Genomic DNA, 18,260 nt, shown 5'->3' with positions numbered 1-18,260 from the left:
CTTTAGATTACAAAAATACTTTTTTGTCTAAATATTTGGAATTTAAAACAGTACCTTTTTTATGAAACGAGGCAAAACAACAAAGCATGAATAAATAGGAAAGGAGTTGATATGATCAACTCCTTTCCTATTTATTCGCTATCCTGTTATACCAAAGGAGCTGGTGCTTCTTCTTCAAATAAAGGGAATTCCTTGATAATATTGTACCAAGTAATAACTTTCTTGATGTCTGATGTATATACACGAGATTCATCATGGCCAGGAGCAACTTCACGGAAGAAATCCCGCAATGTAGCGCCATCCGATTTTGTGTCCGGTAATGTTAGACCTTTTTCTTTAATGGTTTCGAAAATATCTAAAAGACGGATTTCTTCTTCTTCACCATAAATGGTGATATCTTCCAATGTAGCCATTTTTGTCGAAGATAAACTTACTATCGACTTAATTTTCGCTTGATCAAGGGTTTCTAAAATAAAACCACCTTTATTTTGTCCAACCAACTTGAACAATCCTGGTTTACCAGTTACAGATACTAATGCTCTTAAATTCATTTTAATTTTTTTTAAATCTCCAAGAATTAATCTTCGATTACTTCAATTGATAAAATACGGTCTCCTTGTCTAATATCATCTACCAAATCAACATTCTCAATTACTTTTCCGAAACAAGTATGATTACGGTCTAAGTGGGCTGTATTATTGCGGCTGTGGCAAATGAAAAATTGAGAACCACCTGTATTGCGACCAGCATGCGCCATTGACAATACACCTCTGTCATGATATTGATTCTCTCCAGTTAATTCACAATCGATTTTATAACCAGGACCACCTGTTCCAGGAATGCCTGCAGCACCTTCACGTGAATTTGGGCAACCACCTTGAATAACAAAATCAGGGATAACACGGTGAAAAGCCAAACCATCATAATAACCTGATTTAGCAAGTTTAATAAAATTTGCTACTGTATTTGGAGCATCAGCTGTGTAGAAATCCACAGTCATGTCGCCTTTTTCTGTTTTAATAATCGCTTTACTCATGTTCAAAAATTTTTATGAAATACAAAGATAATGTTTCAGAGTGAAATGTGAAGTAATTCGTAATCTCCATTTTTTTTTAATTGATCTATATACGGATCAATGACCTGAAAATAATGCGAAATATTTTATATATTTATGTGAGCTAGCCAATTAAAGTTTTAACAATGTCAAATCTGCACAAATTAGTTATCAGGGAATGGTCTGAGGCGGATCGACCCCGCGAAAAATTATTAAATTTAGGACGGAGGGCCCTTTCCGATGCAGAGTTATTGGCAATATTGATCGGGTCTGGCTCAATGGACGAAAGTGCAGTGGAGCTATGCCGACGTATATTGGCCGATGCGAACAATAGCTTAGACACAGTCTCGAAGATGGAAGTCAGTGAATTGAGTCGATATAAAGGTATTGGTGAGGCTAAAGCCATCTCGATTATTGCAGCGTTGGAGCTGGGGAGACGTAAGAAGGAGTCCCCCGTAGAAGAAAAGAAGATCTTAAATAGCAGCAAGCGCGTGTATGAATTTATGAAACCCATTCTACAGGATTTACCACATGAGGAGTTTTGGACACTATATCTGAATACTGGATGCAAATTATTGGATCAACAGCTCATTGGTCGTGGTGGAAATGATTTTACACCGGTAGATGTTCGAATCATCCTAAGAAATGCCCTCGCAATAAAAGCACATTCTATCGTATTGATTCACAACCATCCTTCTGGGACTTTGCAGCCCAGTAATGCTGACAGAATTCTGACGCAAAAAATTGTCGAAGCATCAAAAATTATGGATATTAGGGTAAATGATCACCTGATCTTTACAGACAATGGATATTATAGCTTCAGAGATGAAGATATAATCGAATAGCTATAGGACAATCTAACATGAACAAAAATAGTATTGAGCGATTTACAGACCGGGTTGTGGATTATGAAAAATTTAGACCCAATTATCCAAAGGAAATTATTCAGATTCTTAAAGAAAAGATAGGTTTGGATAAGAAATGGCTGGTTGCGGATATTGGTAGTGGCACAGGTTTATCAACACAACTGTTTTTAGAAAATGGAAATGATGTCTTTGCTGTTGAGCCCAACCGGGAGATGCGGGAATCTTTAATACACCATTTTAAAACCTATCGGAATTTAATTGCATTAAATGCAACCGCTGAAGATACATCCATAGAATCGGGTTGTGTGGATTTAATTTTCGCCGGACAGTCTTTTCATTGGTTCGATCGGAAAGCCAGTTACAACGAATTCAATCGTATTCTTACAAAAACTGGTCATATCGTCTTGGTGTGGAATCAACGTGATCCAGCGGATGCTTTCCAGCAGGAATATGAACAGTTTTTGCGTAATCATATCCCTAATTATCAATCTGTCAGTCATAAAAATATAACTGATGACGACCTTCGGAGTTTTTTTGCGGATAGGCCAATGACGAAAGTGTCCTTACCTAACCAGCAGGTATTCGACCTAAAATCGTTTCTGGGAAGGGTAAGATCATCCTCTTATTTTCCTAAAGAAGGAGATGAAAATAAAAGTTTATACGATGACCTTCGCCTATTGTTTGAAAAGTATGCAATTTCTCAACGTATCGTGTTTAGATATATTACTGAAATCTTTATCAGCTAAGCCACGCTAGCGGAATCTGTCGGAGGCTTTGTTGCATTTTTTTCGCTGAAGAAGAGTTTGGTTGGCCCGAATGCGTGTCAATAGCGCTAGAATATGATCTGGCAAGGGAGAGACGGGAGGTTTCCAGCGATGATTTAGCCAGCTTAAGTTACGGTGCTTTTAGAGGGCAGAAAGCACCGGTCATTATCCGTGCCCGCGGATACCGATTGGAAAGTGTATGGCATTCGGGATCACCGATGTCTGTGATAGTTAAAAAAATGTTAAAGATCTCATTGGAATAGGTACATGGCATTTTATTTGGAAGTGATTGAGGGATAAGTTAAAAAGATATGTTTGGAGTTGAATTAATATTCTTTAGACGATGTTTATTTCTAGTGCCAATTTTCGTGTTGGCAGGCAGGGTAAACGGTCAACAGCTTACTTCCTTCAGTAGCTGGGAGGGAAATTTTCATTTTGCGAATCGTTGGATAGATCCTTTTTTCCCTTTAAATATTCAGGCTAATGTGGTTGCATTGGAATTAGACGTCAATGATAAAGCCAAAAATTCAGGAGCAAAGAAACAAACTATAGATAAGGTAGATAGTCAGCCCACAGAGGTTTCGATTCCCGTTGTAGAAGATAGCAAGCCTAAAGGTGGGATAAAATACTCATCTTCCCGTTCAAGCACATTATATCGTGTAGCCTTGGATAAACAGCTTGACGAGCGCTATGATGGAAAGCAAGTTTTTGTGGATGCAAAAGGGGTAAAATATATAATTGATTCGAAATATAGAAAGCAGATCATCAAGTAATTATGTGGTTAAGTTAAAGCTTTGTTAAAAAAAATATTGTAAAGAAATTTTGGCATTTGTATTGTACTTTTACCTATAATTATTTAAATAACAATTGGGTTATGAAATCAATAAATCGTTTCAAAAAAATCACAGCTGCATTAGCTCTGATCGCAACATTTGGATTGGGACAATCCTATGCGCAAACTGCTCCTAAGAAAATGGAAAAAGAAGCAAAAAAAACAGAACAAAAAGTAAAAGAGGTAAAGACTAAGGCCTCCGGGACCGAAACGAAAGCGAAAGCTGCCCCCGCGAAAGCGTTGGAAAAGAAAGATGCAGTAGCCAAAGAGAAATCTACTCAAGCAAAAAAAGCTACTGAAACCAAAGCTGCTCAGGTGGAAACGAAAGAGAAAGCCGTAAAGAAGGAAGCTACGAAAGTTGCTGAGACAAAAACTGCTCAAGTAGAAACCAAAGAGAAAGCTGTAAAGAAGGACGTTACTAAAGCTCAAAAACAGGTGTCTGCAGTTAAAAAAGACGCAGTAGCAACAGCCGATAAGGCAACCAGCGAAAAATATAACGGTCATACGGTTTATCTAGGTCCAAAAGGAGGTAGATATTATATCAATGGAAATGGTAATAAAACCTATATTTCTGATAAAAAATAGCATTTAATAGTACATTATACATAAAAAGGGGCATCCATGGATGCCCCTTTTTATGTATAATCAATAATTTCTACCGTAATATTTTCAATAGATATTCCTTATCGAGATAGAAAGCGTTTAAACTTCCACCATCTTCGAGAATGGTGCTGCTGATTTCTTTTTTATGCTGTTGTAGCGTCTGAATTTTATCCTCAACCGTATTTGGACTGATCAGACGAACGGCGGTGACATTCTTTCGTTGGCCAATACGATAGATACGGTCGATCGCCTGTTGTTCAACGGCTGGATTCCACCATGGATCGACCAGATAGACTACATCTGCTGCTGTGAGATTAAGACCCGTCCCGCCAGCTTTAAGGCTAATGAGAAAAACACGGATATTTTGATCCGTTTGGAAATCGCTGACCAGCTGTCCCCGGTTTCTGGACTGACCGGTCAATGTAAGCGAGGGGATTCCATTCTTATCCAATGCTTCTTTAATCAGTCGCAACATGCTGACAAATTGCGAGAAGACGATGATTTTATGTTGATCTTTTTTGTATTGGATTTGTTCCACTAGCATTTCGATCTTTGCCGAATCTTCCGCAGATGTCAGGTCTTCACTTTGAAGCAATTTACTGGAATTGCAGATCTGACGCAATTTGGTCAAACCTTTAAGAACATGCATGGGACTTTTCTTGATTTCATCCCCATCTTTAGCAGAAATAAACTCACGGAATTCCTTTTCATAGAGATCGTAGATCCGACGCTGCGCAGTTTTCATTTCACAATAGAGTACCAATTCATTTTTTACGGGAAGATCATCCAATACATCCTGTTTTGTTCTCCTCAGGATAAATGGCTTGATTTTTTCCTTCAGTATCCTTTTTCTTTTGCGATCGTGAAAAGCATCAATTGGTGTCGTATAGACGTCTTTAAAATACTTTTTATTGCCCAATAAGCCCGGAACGGTAAACGAGAGCTGTGCAAATAAATCCATTGTGTTATTCTCGATAGGTGTTCCTGTAAGAATAATACGGTTTCTCGATTGCAATAGATTTACAGCTTTATACCGTTGTGAATCCGGATTTTTTATGTGTTGAGATTCATCGAGTACGACATAGTTGAATGTCAACTTTTTTAATCTATTGATGTCGGTAAGCAGATTATGGTAAGAAATAAGCACGATATCCAGTTCTTCAAACTGGTCAGTTATATCGCTTCGGTTTGGTCCTTCGAGGATCAATATGTTAAAAGATGGCAAGAATTGCTGAATTTCATGCTTCCAATTAAAAATCAGTGTGGTCGGAAGAACCAACAGTGTCGGAGCGGATATACCCTTTGCTTTTTGAGTCGCCAGAAAGGCAAGGATTTGGACAGTTTTCCCCAACCCCATATCATCAGCCAGGCAGGCTCCGAAATTTAACTGGTCCAAAAAGTTGAGCCATTGCAGCCCTTGCAACTGATAGGTACGTAAATCTCCAACAAAAATATCGGGTAATTCTACTGGTGGGCATGTTGCTAAAGAGGAAAGCTGATTTTTTAAATAGCTAACCTCGGCTGATACTTCCTGATCGAGCTCTTTTTTGTCAAAAAGCAGGTCGATTTCGCTAAACTTATATTTGGGAATCTGAATAAGTTCATCCTCGATGATTTCAGCTGCATTAAAATAGGCCTCAAATTTTTCCAGCCATTCCTCGGGTAAAATACCAAGCGTACCATCATCCAGATTGATAAATTGAGAACGATTGCGAACAGCTTTTTCAAGTTTCTTCAGCGAAACACTTTTAGGCCCAAATTTGACTTGCATATTGGCATTAAACCAATTTTGTCCACTTAATACCTCAATTTGTATTTTGCCTTTAAAACGGCTTAGCTTATTTCCTCTCAAAGTATTGAACCCAATAATCTGGATACCCTGATTATGCCACTCATCGAAGGCATTCAAAAACCAGTCTTTATCCAGAAAATATTTGCGGTGCAAATAGAGATGCTGAAAACTATCATCATCCAATTGCTCCTGAAAATAAGTATGCTGCTTGAGCAGCAGTGAGATCACTCTGGTTTCTATTTCTTTTTTTCGTTCGACCAAAAATTGGGATCCTTTTGCATCAGTTCCAAAAATGCTCCTTTTACTCAAAATTGGCACTTCAACATCGCCATAACGCATGACAGGTATAATGTTGACAAAGTCTTCCGATTCTTCAAGGAAAAGGAGTGCTTGCATATCCTGATAGTAGAGATTTTCCTTCAACTGTGGTTTGCTGGCCTTGGGGATATCCTTGAAATTTAACACGACTGAATTGGCGAGGGGTTCTAGGAATAGCTCGTTAAACTCTTTAAACTTGTTGCGGTGTATGCGCAGTTGGTTGCCTTTGTTTCCAAATAAGCGAATCAGCTTGAGGTGAAGTTTATTTTCAACAAGGTAGAGGTGCTTTTTTATAAAGATAAAGTGGTCAAACAGAATGCTCAGATCCTGTAGCTCGTAAGCGATACCGTGAATGGATAATTCCCCTTTTATAATATAGAATGCGTCATTTTGCTCGACTAACAATTTAATCTCTCCCTTGTTCAAACTGATCTGTATCGGAGATAACGATGTGGCCGTTATATTTTCTGCTTTTTCATAATCGTGGAGGTAGAAATCCAGGGCTAGCGGATTTTTGGCAATAGCACGCAAACTGCGTTCAACAGCGACATCCGCTTGTTGCAAAGGTTGGGCAAGCTGGTTGATCGCTGCAAAAAACTGGGTTTCTTCGATGGAATCAGTTTGCCAGATACGTGTTTGACTTTCCATAACCGAAATGGGATTTTTCGGTGCACCCGATTTCGAATGTGGCGCTTGGCATAACAAGACTTGTAATTGCTTATAATAGCGATTGCGGGTTAGTACAATAAAACTATGCTGTTGTTCACTTGAAGGTTTAGAGGGACTTGCATTCGATTCCAGTAGATCAAAATCATCTATGGAGGTCAAGTGTTTGTCTTTTAAGACGAATTGTAGATCCCCATCTTTAACTTGTGCCGAAAAATAGGTTTCCAGCGCTTGCTCATTTTCTAAACCATACTGAACAGCAACCTTTTTTAGTAGATTTCGATAACGGTTGAAATCGAAAAAAGATAACCAGTTTTCTTGTCCGAATAGTTTAGTTAACGTTGCCTTCTGGTGAATACAAAAGCCTTTCTGCGCACAGTTGCAGAAAAGTGAAGTTACAGGCGATTTGTAAATAACCATCACCTGAAAATTCGTATAGCTCTCGACCACGTGAAAGGTAGCTTGATTGAATTCCATCTCCAGGACATTGATTTGGATATTTACCAAGGTGGTATCCATCCAGGGAAAATAAGAGTAACGGCTTACTGTGCCGAAATCTATTGTTGTCAATGTATGTTGATGGAAATCCATACGGAGTATATTAAAAATTAAGATTCATGCCACCATAATAATTTCGCAATGGGGCTGGATTGAAATACCGACCACCGAAAGCATTGATGTCATTGCCAAGGCTATATCTTTGGTTCAACAGATTGTCGGCACCAGCAAAAATACTGACTTTATGTCCATGGCCTATAGCTTTGCTCCAGGATATTTTGCCTTGTAAAAGATGGTAACGTTTTGCATAAACGGTATTAGCGTCATCCAATGGTATAGCAGCGGTTAAATTGGAAAGTAGATCCAAATGAAGTTGATAAGGGAAAAGAACATTTAAGGTATTTACCCAAACTGTTTTTGGGACAGCGGTTAATTTGTTGCCACTGTAATTTTTATCCCCAATCTGATAGTTTTTGAAAGAATAGTCATTTAATGAAAAATTGCTTCCGACCTGTAAACTACGGATTAGTCCGGCTGACCTTGGTGTTAACAAATAGGCAAATATAGAAGCTTCAATTCCTTTCTGATCTATTTTTCCTGCATTCTGAAAATATTCTGCTCCAGATTCGCGTACTTGCCGAATAATGGCATCATCCATTTGATAGGTATATGCTGCTGCATCTAATATAACACGACGATTCCACAGGTGCCATCGAACGCCGAATTCATGGTTGGTACCAGTCTCAGGCCTTAGGTCCTTATTGATCATATTGTCAGATGAGCGCACTTCAGCAATTGTCGGAGCTGAAAACCCTTTTGAAATAGAAGCCCGGACTGCTAGTGTTGGCATCGCCAAATAGGAGAGGGCGGCTCGTGGCATCCAGGTATTACCAAAATTGATAGCTGCTTTATTCTCTTGTGCAACTGGATAACGTTGTTGATAAGCGATTTTATTTTCATTGAGTCCAATGGATAGTTCGACTTGAAGACGTTCCAACCAAGCTAGCTGAGTGCGTGCAAAGAATGACTGTTGACTATTTTCCAGCTTATCTTTGGCTTGTGGATTACCAGCCTGCCCTTGATTATTATCATAATTGTCTATATCGTACCAACCTTTTTGAGCCTCTAAACCAACTTGGAGTTCATACTTTAAGTTTTTGCTAAGCTGATCAACATAGGATAAATAGAGCCGTGTTCCCAAGTTTTTTTCATCCCTTTTTTCATAATTGGTGATAAAGGGGTTTTTGATCTGGTTGGACGAACCGAATACATTGGCAAACAGGGTTAATTTAGAACTGATACTCGTTTGGTTGCTCACGCCGCCAAAAAAAGTTTTATCATAGATTGCTGCTTTTTGTTCCGTTGCACTTGGATTCGGGCCACCTTTGGGTCGGGATTGCCGGCGATCGCTCTCCATTTGTGCAGCAGTAAGACCTCCGGGAGTTTGATATCCCAAGTCAGCATAAAACCCAGTGAATTTGAGTTCAGAATGCTTTGCATATTGCCAATTATAGTTCAACTGGATGGTTTTCCTGTTCAAAGATGAATGTTGTCGATAACCGTCACTGCGTGTCCAGCTTTGATTGATCGCCAATTGCTGCGTCTGATTGATTGGAAGCACAGCATTGAGCTGCTGCTGAAATAATCCATATGAACCACCCGTTAGCTGTAAATTGACTTCGGGTTTGGTCAGGGTATTAAAACCCTTGCTGTAGAGTGAGATTACACCGCCAGAATTGGCACCATAAATAGAACCATCAGGTCCTTTCAAAATATTGATCTGGTCTATTGTGTAAGGATCAATCAGATTGAGGTAGGTGTTTCCTCCAGCATCTGTGAGCGGAAAGTCATCCAGATAGATCTTTACATTACGGACACCGAACGGAGAACGGAGCATGCTACCCCGTAATGCCAAGCGATAGCTTCCGGGAGAGCGTTCTTCCATGCGTAGTCCGGGTACCGTATTCATGACAGCGACAAGTGCCGGCGATTGCTGAGATTGAATCCGCTGCTGACTTAATACGGCCGCTGATGATGTAAGCCGTAGTAAGGGTTGTTTATTAAAATAAGCTTTAATTTCGACCTGTTCAAGTCTATTGTTGATGCTGTCAGTTGTTTGGGCATATAATTTACCACATAGACAAATTGCGGCAAGTAGGTAATTTCTTTTCATTGTTAATGGTTAGGTTGGCCTAGTCCGCAAATTCTTGGCTAAAGTAAATTTCAAAAACTGCTTTGGTCTTATTATATTTCAAGCATTGATAATTGGCATATACCGAGCTCGTCGGTATGCACAGGGTATTGGCCATCGCATTCGCCGGGAAATCCTTACTTAAGCAGCCCCGTTTTAGATCAAAGATATTATTGGTTGAAATATTGTCAATCGAGAATGCATTTTCATCAATCAAATAATTTGATTGACTTGAACGGATATAATCCTCTTGATAAATCAATTCTGCGCCAATACTATAATCTACTGTTCCATTGGCATAGTAACAATCGGATTGACGCAGCAAATTGGATACTTGTACGTCCCGATACAGTGTTTTAAAGAGTTTATTTTTCTGATCGAAAAGAAGTATTTCAATTTGATATTTTTCTTTATCATACACAACATAGGCAAAATCGTTCCCTTTATTTCCAAAAATATCCCCTCTTGTATGAGCCAATATATTGAGGTTTGTATGGGTCTCGAAATAATTCTTTTGATCTTCGGTAAGGTCTGCTTGCAGTTTTAGATGTAATTTTCCAAAGAGCCCTTCATCAGCTAATTTGACGAGCTGTTGTCGTTGCTGATTGGCCAATTCATTGGACCGTGGATTAGTATAGGTAGACGTATCAAGCAGAGGTTTCACTGCATGGGGATTTTCAGCCACCTGCTGACTTTGGTTATTGACCGTACTGTCTTTTGTCGGAATAATCTGAGGATTAGATTTTGATGTTTGCTGACAGGAAGCAAATCCAAAAAGCAAAAGGTATAGAAAAATTGTCTGTAAATTCATGTGTATTTATCTTCAATGGGGGACTCCGTCTATTGGATTTTAGACGAAGTCACAATATCGGCTAATTTAATGATTTTATAGAAAAGAAGTCTTGCCGCTTTCGATAAATTAAAATGCTTCGTTCAATCCAAGAAAGAATCCACGAGACCCATATTTTCCTATAGCATAGTCCAAACAGAGGTTTGTTCGGGTGGCTTTGTTAAACAGGACCCGTAATCCTGCGCCACCGCCAGGTTGCCACCTTTCAAAAAGTTTTGTGCCCAATTCATCACTTGCACTTTGGAGATTAAAAAATGCAGCGCCACTCAAAAAGCGATGTTTTAAAATTGGAAAGCGGTATTCTGTTTCAGCATAAGCAAAAGAAGGTCCCTTGAAATAACCAATTGTATACCCGCGACCTGTCCTTACAGCGGCATCTCTTCCTGTACCAGGGAGGTCGAAGTAGGGGAGGACACCACCAAGTTTATAAGAACCCCAATACCAAAAAGCAAGCACATGTGCTGGATCTGACTGTGATAAACTAAAGTATTTCCGAAAGTCGGTCGTGAGCTGGACGGCACTTTTACTGCTGCCCAATAATTTGGTATTCCAACGTAGGCCAATGTCTGAATAGATCCCCTTGTAGGGTCTATTGGGATTATCCCGCGTAGTGTACTGCATATTCAATAGGAGGCCATTAGAATTGTAGCTATCTGGAGCAAAACCATGTTTTTCGGTATAAATGGTATTTGGGGTAACATTTCCATTGGGGCCACTGCTCGTAATCTTCCGGCGCAGGTCGAAGGCTAGTCCAGCTCCTAAAAACAATCCGTCGGACACCTTTTTATAGACCTTTTCGTTAAAAGTAAAGGCATTGTATTTGGCACCATATTTTTTATGTTCGGGATTAGCAAGTATTTCCTCTTCTTCATTATTCCATTTCCCCGGTGCGGTCATACCCAAACCTGCGTCTAGGGCAACCATTTTGACCAATGCAAAAGCTCCTTGAAAATTCAGTTTATTGTTAGGGGTAAATACATTGTGGCTAATATAGAAAACCATGATGTTTTTGGTCGTAATAGAGGCTGAAGTTGCTGCGATTGACATGGTTGTTGTTTTGGGATCACCCAGAACTTTTCCCGCAACAGCCTTGACACCAATCTGTCCACCAATCGTCGGATTATAGGCAATGTTTGGCATTAAGGTAATCGGAGAACGTTTGCTGGATTTTTCCTTTTTACGTTTGGGGTGAATAATCCGGCCGATCAAGTCCGAGATATCATATTGGCTCGCCAGAATCGAATCACGTTGCTTTTTATAGACGGAAGCCGAATCTATCTCAGTTTCAGATTGAGCCACAAGCCTATTGGGTATCAGCAGAAAGCAGGGTAGTAAAAAAATGAAAGTGAATAAATAACGATGACGTAAAAATTGCTGCATACCTTGGGGTTTATCTTAGATCTAAACGTCAAAAATATTAAAATGTTTTCTAAAAGGATAAAAGCCAATTCCATATAGCACTGCTATTGGCCCGAGCGAATCACCGTGAAAAGCTATTTGTCTGCTTGAACCGTCTAGGGGCTATATGATAACTGTGCGCGTGGAGCAATTTTTAGTGTTACGGGAGAATCGGTTAATTAAACTTGGAAGTAAGGGGAAATTTATCTTAGTTTTGATTATTTAATTCGGAGATATGATCAGACAGAATATATATAGCTGCGGTTTGGCCCTACTGTTGTTAACAGGTTTTGCGCAAGCACAGGAACTCTATACACCCAGGAATATTAAACAAGCCATTGAAAAAGGCACGCGGACCACAACCGGTGTGCCTGGTAAAAATTACTGGCAAAACTTTGGGAAATATGATGTCAAGGTACAGTTGGATCCTATCGCGAAGACCGTCCGCGGAAATGAAACCATTTTATACAGCAATAATAGCCCTGATACATTGAAGCAATTGGCGATCCGATTTGTGAACAATGTCCACAAACCCAATGCTGCGCGTGCTAACTATGCTTCGGACGACTATTTGACATCCGGGTTAAAGATAAAATCCTTTAAGCTCAACGGACAGGTTTACGAAGTAAACAGCAAGGATTGGGGAACAGTCAAACTCGGTGATTTTGGGCAGAAAATTCTTCCCGGGACGGTGGCAACCCTAGAGATTAGCTGGGAGTATCCGTTATCGGTTGAGAGCGATCGCGATGGCATGCTCAATGCATCTACTTTCTATTGTGCTTATTCCTATCCACGTGTATCTGTTTATGATGATTACAATGGCTGGGATGTTTTGGAGCATAATGGTAGACAGGAGTTCTATAATGGTTTCAATGATTATCTGTTTGAGATTGCTGTACCCAAAAATTTTGTTGTCTGGGCCACAGGCGAGCTTCAGAATGCGGCGGAAGTATTACAGAAGCCTATTTTGGAACGCTTCGAGAAATCGAAAAAAAGTGATGAGCCTATCCATGTTGCTACAGCCTCTGAGATGAAGGCGGGTAAGGTCTCCGCGCAGCAAGAATGGAACAAGTGGAAGTTTAAAGCGACTTATGTTCCTGATTTTTGTTTCAGTGTGAGCGACAATTATATTTGGGATGCCGGCAGTGTGGACTTAGGAACCAAACGGGTCAGTGTACAATCCAGTTATGTTGCTGGTACACCCGATTTTGAGCAATATATTGGCTGGCAGCAATACTGCATCAACTGGTTTTCCAAAAATTGGCCCGGTGTAACCTACCCTTATCCGACAATGACAGCAGTACAGGGATTTGCGGATATGGAATACCCGATGATGATCAATGATTCGAGTGTGCCCGACAATTTTGTTGACGCCCGACAAACAGCAGATCATGAGATCGCACATACCTATTTCCCTTTTTACATGGGGATCAATGAGACCCGATATGGTTATATGGATGAAGGCTGGGCTACAGCGCTTGAATTTTGGATTGGTAATGCGGAGATCGGAGCCGAAAAGAATAAGGAGCTTTTCAAAGAGTCACGCGTGAAACGATATATCTTCGACCCATCCACAGAAGAGGATCAGCCTTTGATTACGATGACTTCACAGTTAAATGGTCTGGGTTACGGAAATAATGCCTATATCAAAGCTGCCTTATCGTATATCGCGCTACGGGATTATTTAGGTGATGCGGTTTTCAAAAAAGCCTTACATCATTATATGGATCTTTGGCATGGTAAACACCCTACGCCATGGGATTTCTTTTATAGTATCAATGCTGGAGCTGGTCAGAATTTAAATTGGTTTTGGAAGAACTGGTATTTTACCAATAATTACATTGATTTAAAGGCGGATAGCTTTAAGCAGTCTGGCAATAAAAATACCTTGTCGATCACAAACGTAGGGGGATTTGCGGTGCCTTTTGATGTCTTGATTACCTATACAGACGGCACTTTGGAGACAAAACATCAAACACCTGCAATTTGGCAACAGAATGAAAAACAGGCAACGATCAGTTGGTCATCTTCAAAGAAAGTGAAAAAAATTACGCTGGATGGTGGAGTTTTTATGGATTACACCGCCAAAGACAACGATTGGGAAGCTGTAAAGTAACAACGTTATTTGTGTCAATCTCCTTCTTATTGAGAGATTGACACAATTCCTGTCAAATTTATAACTGAACATTCTCTGAAAATGAAATTGTTATGCACTTAGGTCAGCTCCCAACATAAAGTTGATGTCTTTGCTGCTGATGATTTCAGTGCTGAATATCCTTTCCTATATGGATGGGTAACTTTAAAATAATCAGCTTGACGAATCAATTGTCCATGTTATTGAAAATTGTCAATAGTTCTGAAGGTCAAATTCACACGAGGCATAAATACCTTCTTCGTAGGAGGGAGACGGTGTAACCAATACGTCTGTGTAAGATCCTTCATAACTAAGAGACTACCATTTCCCAAAATAAGATCTACTTTTTCTTTTGTCGTTTTGTGCTTGAATGCAAACTTTCTTTCGGCTCCAAAACTTAAAGAAGCAATTGCGCCATTTTTCTTTAGGTCTTTTTCTCCGTCACTATGCCAGGCCATACCTTCATCACCATTGTGATATAGATTCAATAAACAAGAATTATAAGTTTCCTGTGTTTTTAATTCAGCAAGTGTTTTTAGCTCGAGTAGTTCTTTTGTCCAGGGGAGAGCTCTTTTGGTGGTATTGGAATAGCTATATTCAAAAGCCTGATCCCCATACCAGGCAACTTTGCGTTTAGTGATAATTTCGTTTCCGAAAATAATCGCACGATCGTTTACCCATTCGATGGAATTCATCAACTGGTTAAAATAGTGATTCGCTTGTTGCGGATCTAGTATTTTGCCATAGTAATTGACTGTCCCGTCATAGGGAAGTATATTTTTGTTTCCATCAAAAAGATTGTCGAAAAGTTCCATGTTATCCTTACTATTTTGTTGACTTATATTGCAGTGTGGAGGCTCTCCCAGCCGATAATCGCTGTCTTTCTTATCGGATCCCAACGATACCCACCAAATATGCCACTGTTTTGGATAACCCGGTGGCAGGGAATTAGATAAGCAATAGGGTTACTGCCAATGGCTGTGCCTACTGCACGTGAAGCCTTGGGATTTCCAATTTGAGAAGCAATCGAACCATAAGTGCTTAAATTACCCATGGGAATTTTTAACAGTGCTTCCCATACCTTCAACTGAAATTCTGTTCCTTTGAGATGCAATTTCACCTGACCGATATCATTATCCTGTGGATTTAATGCTTTTAGTGCATTTTCATGCATTACATCCTGCCGCAGTATATATTTTGCGCTTGGGAAGCGCTTTTGAAGCGTTTCGAACGCAGATTCTTTATCTTCTTCATAAGCAATATGACAGATGCCTTTTGAAGTAGAGGCGATAATGATGGGGCCAAAAAGTGTTTCATAATAATAGTATGAAATGAGCAGATTGGCACCTTCATTCTTGTACTCAGCAGGTGTCATCCCTTCGATATTGATAAACAGTTCATGTAATCTGCTGCTACTTGAAAGACCCAGCTGAAAAGTCGTTTCTGCAATATTGTTTTCCTTCAATAGTGATTTGGCGTGATTTAAACTTATATATTGCAAGAACTTCTTTGGGCTTGTGCCTGCCCAGGAGGTAAACATCCGTTGGAAATGAGCTTCACTCATGTAGACATGAGAAGCGATCTGTCCCAGTGTGGGTTGAGTTCTGAAATTTTCTTGTAAGAAATGTATTGCCTTGGCGATACGTTGAAAATCTACTTCTTGTTGAATAGTCATGATTGTCCATTTAGTTTATACAAAGTTGCTAAGAAGAAGAAGTTTATAAAATCCGATTTATGCTAAATTGAACGAGTTTTTTAAGAAGTTTTATCCGAATGTCCCAATGATTTTTCAGGGGCGACAATATCCCGGATCAGTTGCTTTAATTCCTTTATTTCGGGAAATCGGCCTGCTCTTTTTCGGTCAAAGATTTCTTGACCATCTATGCGTATGGTATAACGGCCGGCAATTTCACTTGGAATAAGCAGGACGCCGTGGATATCTTCCGTGAATGAGCTCAATATCTCTTGGGACATATAAGCTGCACGCAACATCCAATTGCATTTCGGACAGTATTCAATTTCGATAACAGGTTTTGATGCCATGATTTAAACTAAGATAGTATGTGTTCAATAAAACAAATGTACTTATCTCACTGCTGTCATCAAAACATCCATAAGAAATCACCCCAGACTGTTGATAATAGTCTTCGGATAGGCTGGGGTGGAATCTTATTTCATCATATTTTTTGACTAACCGATCTTTAATGAAGTCATAGTGAGTGAGCCTGCTACAGAATTGTCATTGAACAAAAATAAGTCTTCATTTCTTTCCTGTAAAGCCAGTGTATAAATTAAAGGAAGATAGTGTTCCGGTGTGGGGATTGCTAGGTCAAACTCCTTGCCCTGTTGCCTGAAATCAATTAAAGCCTGATGGTTGCCGTCTTGAATAAACTTTTTCATTTTATCATTTGCAATGCTGGCCCATTCGTAGGCGTATCCGGTTGTGTTGAGTTTATCCCAGGCAACCATTCTGAGATTGTGGACCATATTGCCGCTTCCGATAATCAATACTCCTTTTTTCCGGAGCTCAGCCAGCTGCTGCGCAATTTCATAATGATAGGAAGCTGGTTGAGTGTAGTCAATACTCATCTGAATAATGGGCACATCAGCATTGGGGTATAAATGTTTGACAACAGACCAGGAACCGTGATCCAATCCCCATTTATCGTCAAGATGTACTTCGGTTTTCGTGACAATACGCTGTGTTTCATGAGCTAACGAGGGGCTTCCGGGCGCAGGATATTGTACGTCAAACAAAGCCTGGGGGAAACCGCCAAAGTCATGGATTGTAGCCGGATGCTCCATGGCGGTAACAAATGTTCCACGTGTCTCCCAATGTGCCGAGATGACGAGGATTGCTTTGGGCTTCTCGAATGTTTGTCCTATTTTTCTGAATCCTTGAACAAACTCATTGTCTTCAATAGCATTCATGGGACTTCCATGTCCTAAAAAAAGAACTGGAAATTTGTCTGTCGCAGTAAGCTCAGTAGACAATTTACGTAATGAACTTGCGGGACTAGCTATGCCTGATAAGGGTAATGTTGCCATAATTTTTATAAAATCCTTTCTACGCATTTGAATATTCCTAATAGCGTTAATTGTTATTACAAAATTAAGTAGAGTAGGACGGAGGGAGGTATTGTTTTTTAGTCAATCTGTTGTATTATTCGGAAATCAACTTCTGTATTTCATTTCTAAATTCAGATGGCGTCATTCCGGCTTTCTTTTTGAAAACGTTGGTGAAATAAGCTTTTTCCTGATAGCCTAATTCGAAGCCTATTTCTGAAATGGTCTTATTTGTTGTGAGCAGCAGATTTTTAGCTTCAATCAGTTTTCTTGTTTCGATTATCTCCGATACGCTCTGTTGCAATATACTTTGGCAGATCAAGTTTAAATTTCGTGCAGACATAAAAAGTTTTTCTGCGTAATAATTAACACCCTCTGGTCGATGATAATTCTCTTCTAATATAGCTAGAAAGCTGGTGAACGTTGTGCTCTGGTTTTTCAATTGTTGTTGGGTATCCGGAAATTGTTTTTTTCGTTCCGACTCGATCATAATAAAAATTGTACTCAACAAATGCTTAATAACGGCATAGTCTACTAAGGATTGTTGTGTTTCCTGTTGGATCATTTGGCACAGGATGACCAATCTGGAAAAACAAGTTGGTTGGAAAAAAGTCAATGTCGCATTTTCATGAAAATGCGCATAAAGTTGGAAGGTGGTTTCGGGGATGAATTCGCTTTTAAATCGGATAACCCAAAAATCAATATTATTATCTTGGAGAAGCGGTTTCACACGATGATTTTTACCTTGCGCTACAAAGCTGACAAAGGGAGCACTGTATGTTTGTGCTTTAAAATCGATGAAATGTTCTAACTGTCCCTTTACACCAATAATCAGTTCTTCGAAATCATGTTGGTGCATTTCATTTTTCGACTCTTGGATGCGTAGTGCTTCTTTCGCATCGACTTGATATATTTTGAAAAGTTCGTTCAAAACTAATGCAGGTATTAAATATTCCTGTTAATGATCATTTATCCTTTACTAATGTACGGCTTAATTTGTATTTTTTTTCTATTGCTTTTCCGAAAAACAGCGATTCCAATAGTGAGCTCGCGTGTTTAGTATATTTTGTCCCGTTCCCGAAAAAGGGTGAAGTTCTTTTGCTGCTGTTGGGCAACCTGTGGTATCTGTATCACGCTTTGGCCATACCATGTTCGCCGATGCTCGGGATTTTCCTATAGATTCTCTACCGTTTCCCTATCGTTTGGATAGGTAATGGATGGTTAAATT

17 protein-coding genes are annotated in these 18,260 nt (G+C 39.6%); 6 read left to right on the top strand and 11 right to left on the bottom strand.

Translation table 11 applies throughout. The features are described 5' to 3' along the window. Positions 1 to 146: 146 nt before the first annotated feature. Positions 147 to 551 (bottom strand): DUF5606 family protein, encoded by a 405-nt coding sequence (locus AC07UV_RS25310; RefSeq protein ID WP_120261943.1) that lies wholly within the window; start codon positions 549 to 551, stop codon positions 147 to 149. A gap of 26 nt (positions 552 to 577) precedes the next feature. Beyond that, positions 578 to 1,036 (bottom strand): peptidylprolyl isomerase, encoded by a 459-nt coding sequence (locus AC07UV_RS25305; protein ID WP_120261942.1) that lies wholly within the window; start codon positions 1,034 to 1,036, stop codon positions 578 to 580. A 164-nt stretch (positions 1,037 to 1,200) separates the two neighbouring features. On the opposite strand from AC07UV_RS25305, the gene radC reads away from it, so the two are divergent. From radC to AC07UV_RS25280, 5 genes are all read left to right on the top strand, one after another. Continuing rightward, complete coding sequence (gene radC, locus AC07UV_RS25300; protein ID WP_495185789.1) at positions 1,201 to 1,899, top strand: RadC family protein; 699 nt, start codon at positions 1,201 to 1,203, stop codon at positions 1,897 to 1,899. A 17-nt stretch (positions 1,900 to 1,916) separates the two neighbouring features. Then, positions 1,917 to 2,666 (top strand): class I SAM-dependent methyltransferase, encoded by a 750-nt coding sequence (locus AC07UV_RS25295; protein WP_282249986.1) that lies wholly within the window; start codon positions 1,917 to 1,919, stop codon positions 2,664 to 2,666. Positions 2,667 to 2,740: 74 nt separating this feature from the next. Beyond that, positions 2,741 to 2,947: a hypothetical protein gene (locus tag AC07UV_RS25290; RefSeq protein WP_495185788.1), complete on the top strand. Its 207-nt coding sequence runs from the start codon at positions 2,741 to 2,743 to the stop codon at positions 2,945 to 2,947. 48 nt (positions 2,948 to 2,995) lie between these two features. After that, positions 2,996 to 3,457 (top strand): hypothetical protein, encoded by a 462-nt coding sequence (locus tag AC07UV_RS25285; RefSeq protein ID WP_495185787.1) that lies wholly within the window; start codon positions 2,996 to 2,998, stop codon positions 3,455 to 3,457. 101 nt (positions 3,458 to 3,558) lie between these two features. Then, positions 3,559 to 4,101: a hypothetical protein gene (locus AC07UV_RS25280; RefSeq protein ID WP_495185786.1), complete on the top strand. Its 543-nt coding sequence runs from the start codon at positions 3,559 to 3,561 to the stop codon at positions 4,099 to 4,101. A 70-nt stretch (positions 4,102 to 4,171) separates the two neighbouring features. Here AC07UV_RS25280 and AC07UV_RS25275 read toward each other — a convergent pair whose 3' ends face one another. The 4 genes from AC07UV_RS25275 to AC07UV_RS25260 form a co-directional block, all read right to left on the bottom strand. Continuing rightward, the gene (locus AC07UV_RS25275) at positions 4,172 to 7,486 is read right to left on the bottom strand and encodes a DEAD/DEAH box helicase (protein WP_495185785.1); all 3,315 of its coding nucleotides are present in this window, start codon (positions 7,484 to 7,486) and stop codon (positions 4,172 to 4,174) included. 10 nt (positions 7,487 to 7,496) lie between these two features. After that, the gene (locus AC07UV_RS25270; protein WP_282249979.1) at positions 7,497 to 9,566 is read right to left on the bottom strand and encodes a TonB-dependent receptor; all 2,070 of its coding nucleotides are present in this window, start codon (positions 9,564 to 9,566) and stop codon (positions 7,497 to 7,499) included. 19 nt (positions 9,567 to 9,585) lie between these two features. Then, entirely contained in the window at positions 9,586 to 10,395 is an 810-nt protein-coding gene (locus AC07UV_RS25265; protein WP_495185784.1) for a hypothetical protein, read from the bottom strand. A gap of 108 nt (positions 10,396 to 10,503) precedes the next feature. Continuing rightward, the gene (locus AC07UV_RS25260) at positions 10,504 to 11,814 is read right to left on the bottom strand and encodes a BamA/TamA family outer membrane protein (protein ID WP_495185783.1); all 1,311 of its coding nucleotides are present in this window, start codon (positions 11,812 to 11,814) and stop codon (positions 10,504 to 10,506) included. Between the two features lie 253 nt (positions 11,815 to 12,067). Between AC07UV_RS25260 and AC07UV_RS25255 the strand changes: the two genes are divergently transcribed. Further along, a complete protein-coding gene (locus tag AC07UV_RS25255) occupies positions 12,068 to 13,948 on the top strand; it encodes a M1 family metallopeptidase (RefSeq protein ID WP_495185782.1) in 1,881 nt (626 codons plus the stop codon). A 218-nt stretch (positions 13,949 to 14,166) separates the two neighbouring features. Here AC07UV_RS25255 and AC07UV_RS25250 read toward each other — a convergent pair whose 3' ends face one another. The 5 genes from AC07UV_RS25250 to AC07UV_RS25230 form a co-directional block, all read right to left on the bottom strand. Further along, positions 14,167 to 14,781 (bottom strand): alpha-ketoglutarate-dependent dioxygenase AlkB family protein, encoded by a 615-nt coding sequence (locus AC07UV_RS25250; protein WP_282249963.1) that lies wholly within the window; start codon positions 14,779 to 14,781, stop codon positions 14,167 to 14,169. Between the two features lie 23 nt (positions 14,782 to 14,804). Next, the gene (locus AC07UV_RS25245) at positions 14,805 to 15,641 is read right to left on the bottom strand and encodes a methylated-DNA--[protein]-cysteine S-methyltransferase (RefSeq protein ID WP_495185781.1); all 837 of its coding nucleotides are present in this window, start codon (positions 15,639 to 15,641) and stop codon (positions 14,805 to 14,807) included. Between the two features lie 80 nt (positions 15,642 to 15,721). Continuing rightward, positions 15,722 to 16,009 (bottom strand): Rdx family protein, encoded by a 288-nt coding sequence (locus AC07UV_RS25240; protein ID WP_495185780.1) that lies wholly within the window; start codon positions 16,007 to 16,009, stop codon positions 15,722 to 15,724. Between the two features lie 147 nt (positions 16,010 to 16,156). After that, positions 16,157 to 17,014 (bottom strand): 4,5-DOPA-extradiol-dioxygenase, encoded by an 858-nt coding sequence (gene ygiD, locus AC07UV_RS25235; RefSeq protein WP_495185779.1) that lies wholly within the window; start codon positions 17,012 to 17,014, stop codon positions 16,157 to 16,159. 115 nt (positions 17,015 to 17,129) lie between these two features. Next, positions 17,130 to 17,963: a helix-turn-helix domain-containing protein gene (locus tag AC07UV_RS25230; RefSeq protein WP_495185778.1), complete on the bottom strand. Its 834-nt coding sequence runs from the start codon at positions 17,961 to 17,963 to the stop codon at positions 17,130 to 17,132. Positions 17,964 to 18,260 lie beyond the last annotated feature (297 nt).

This window comes from Sphingobacterium sp. GW821-FHT03E03 (assembly GCF_059420745.1).
This window is presented reverse-complemented; position numbering and strand designations above follow the sequence as displayed.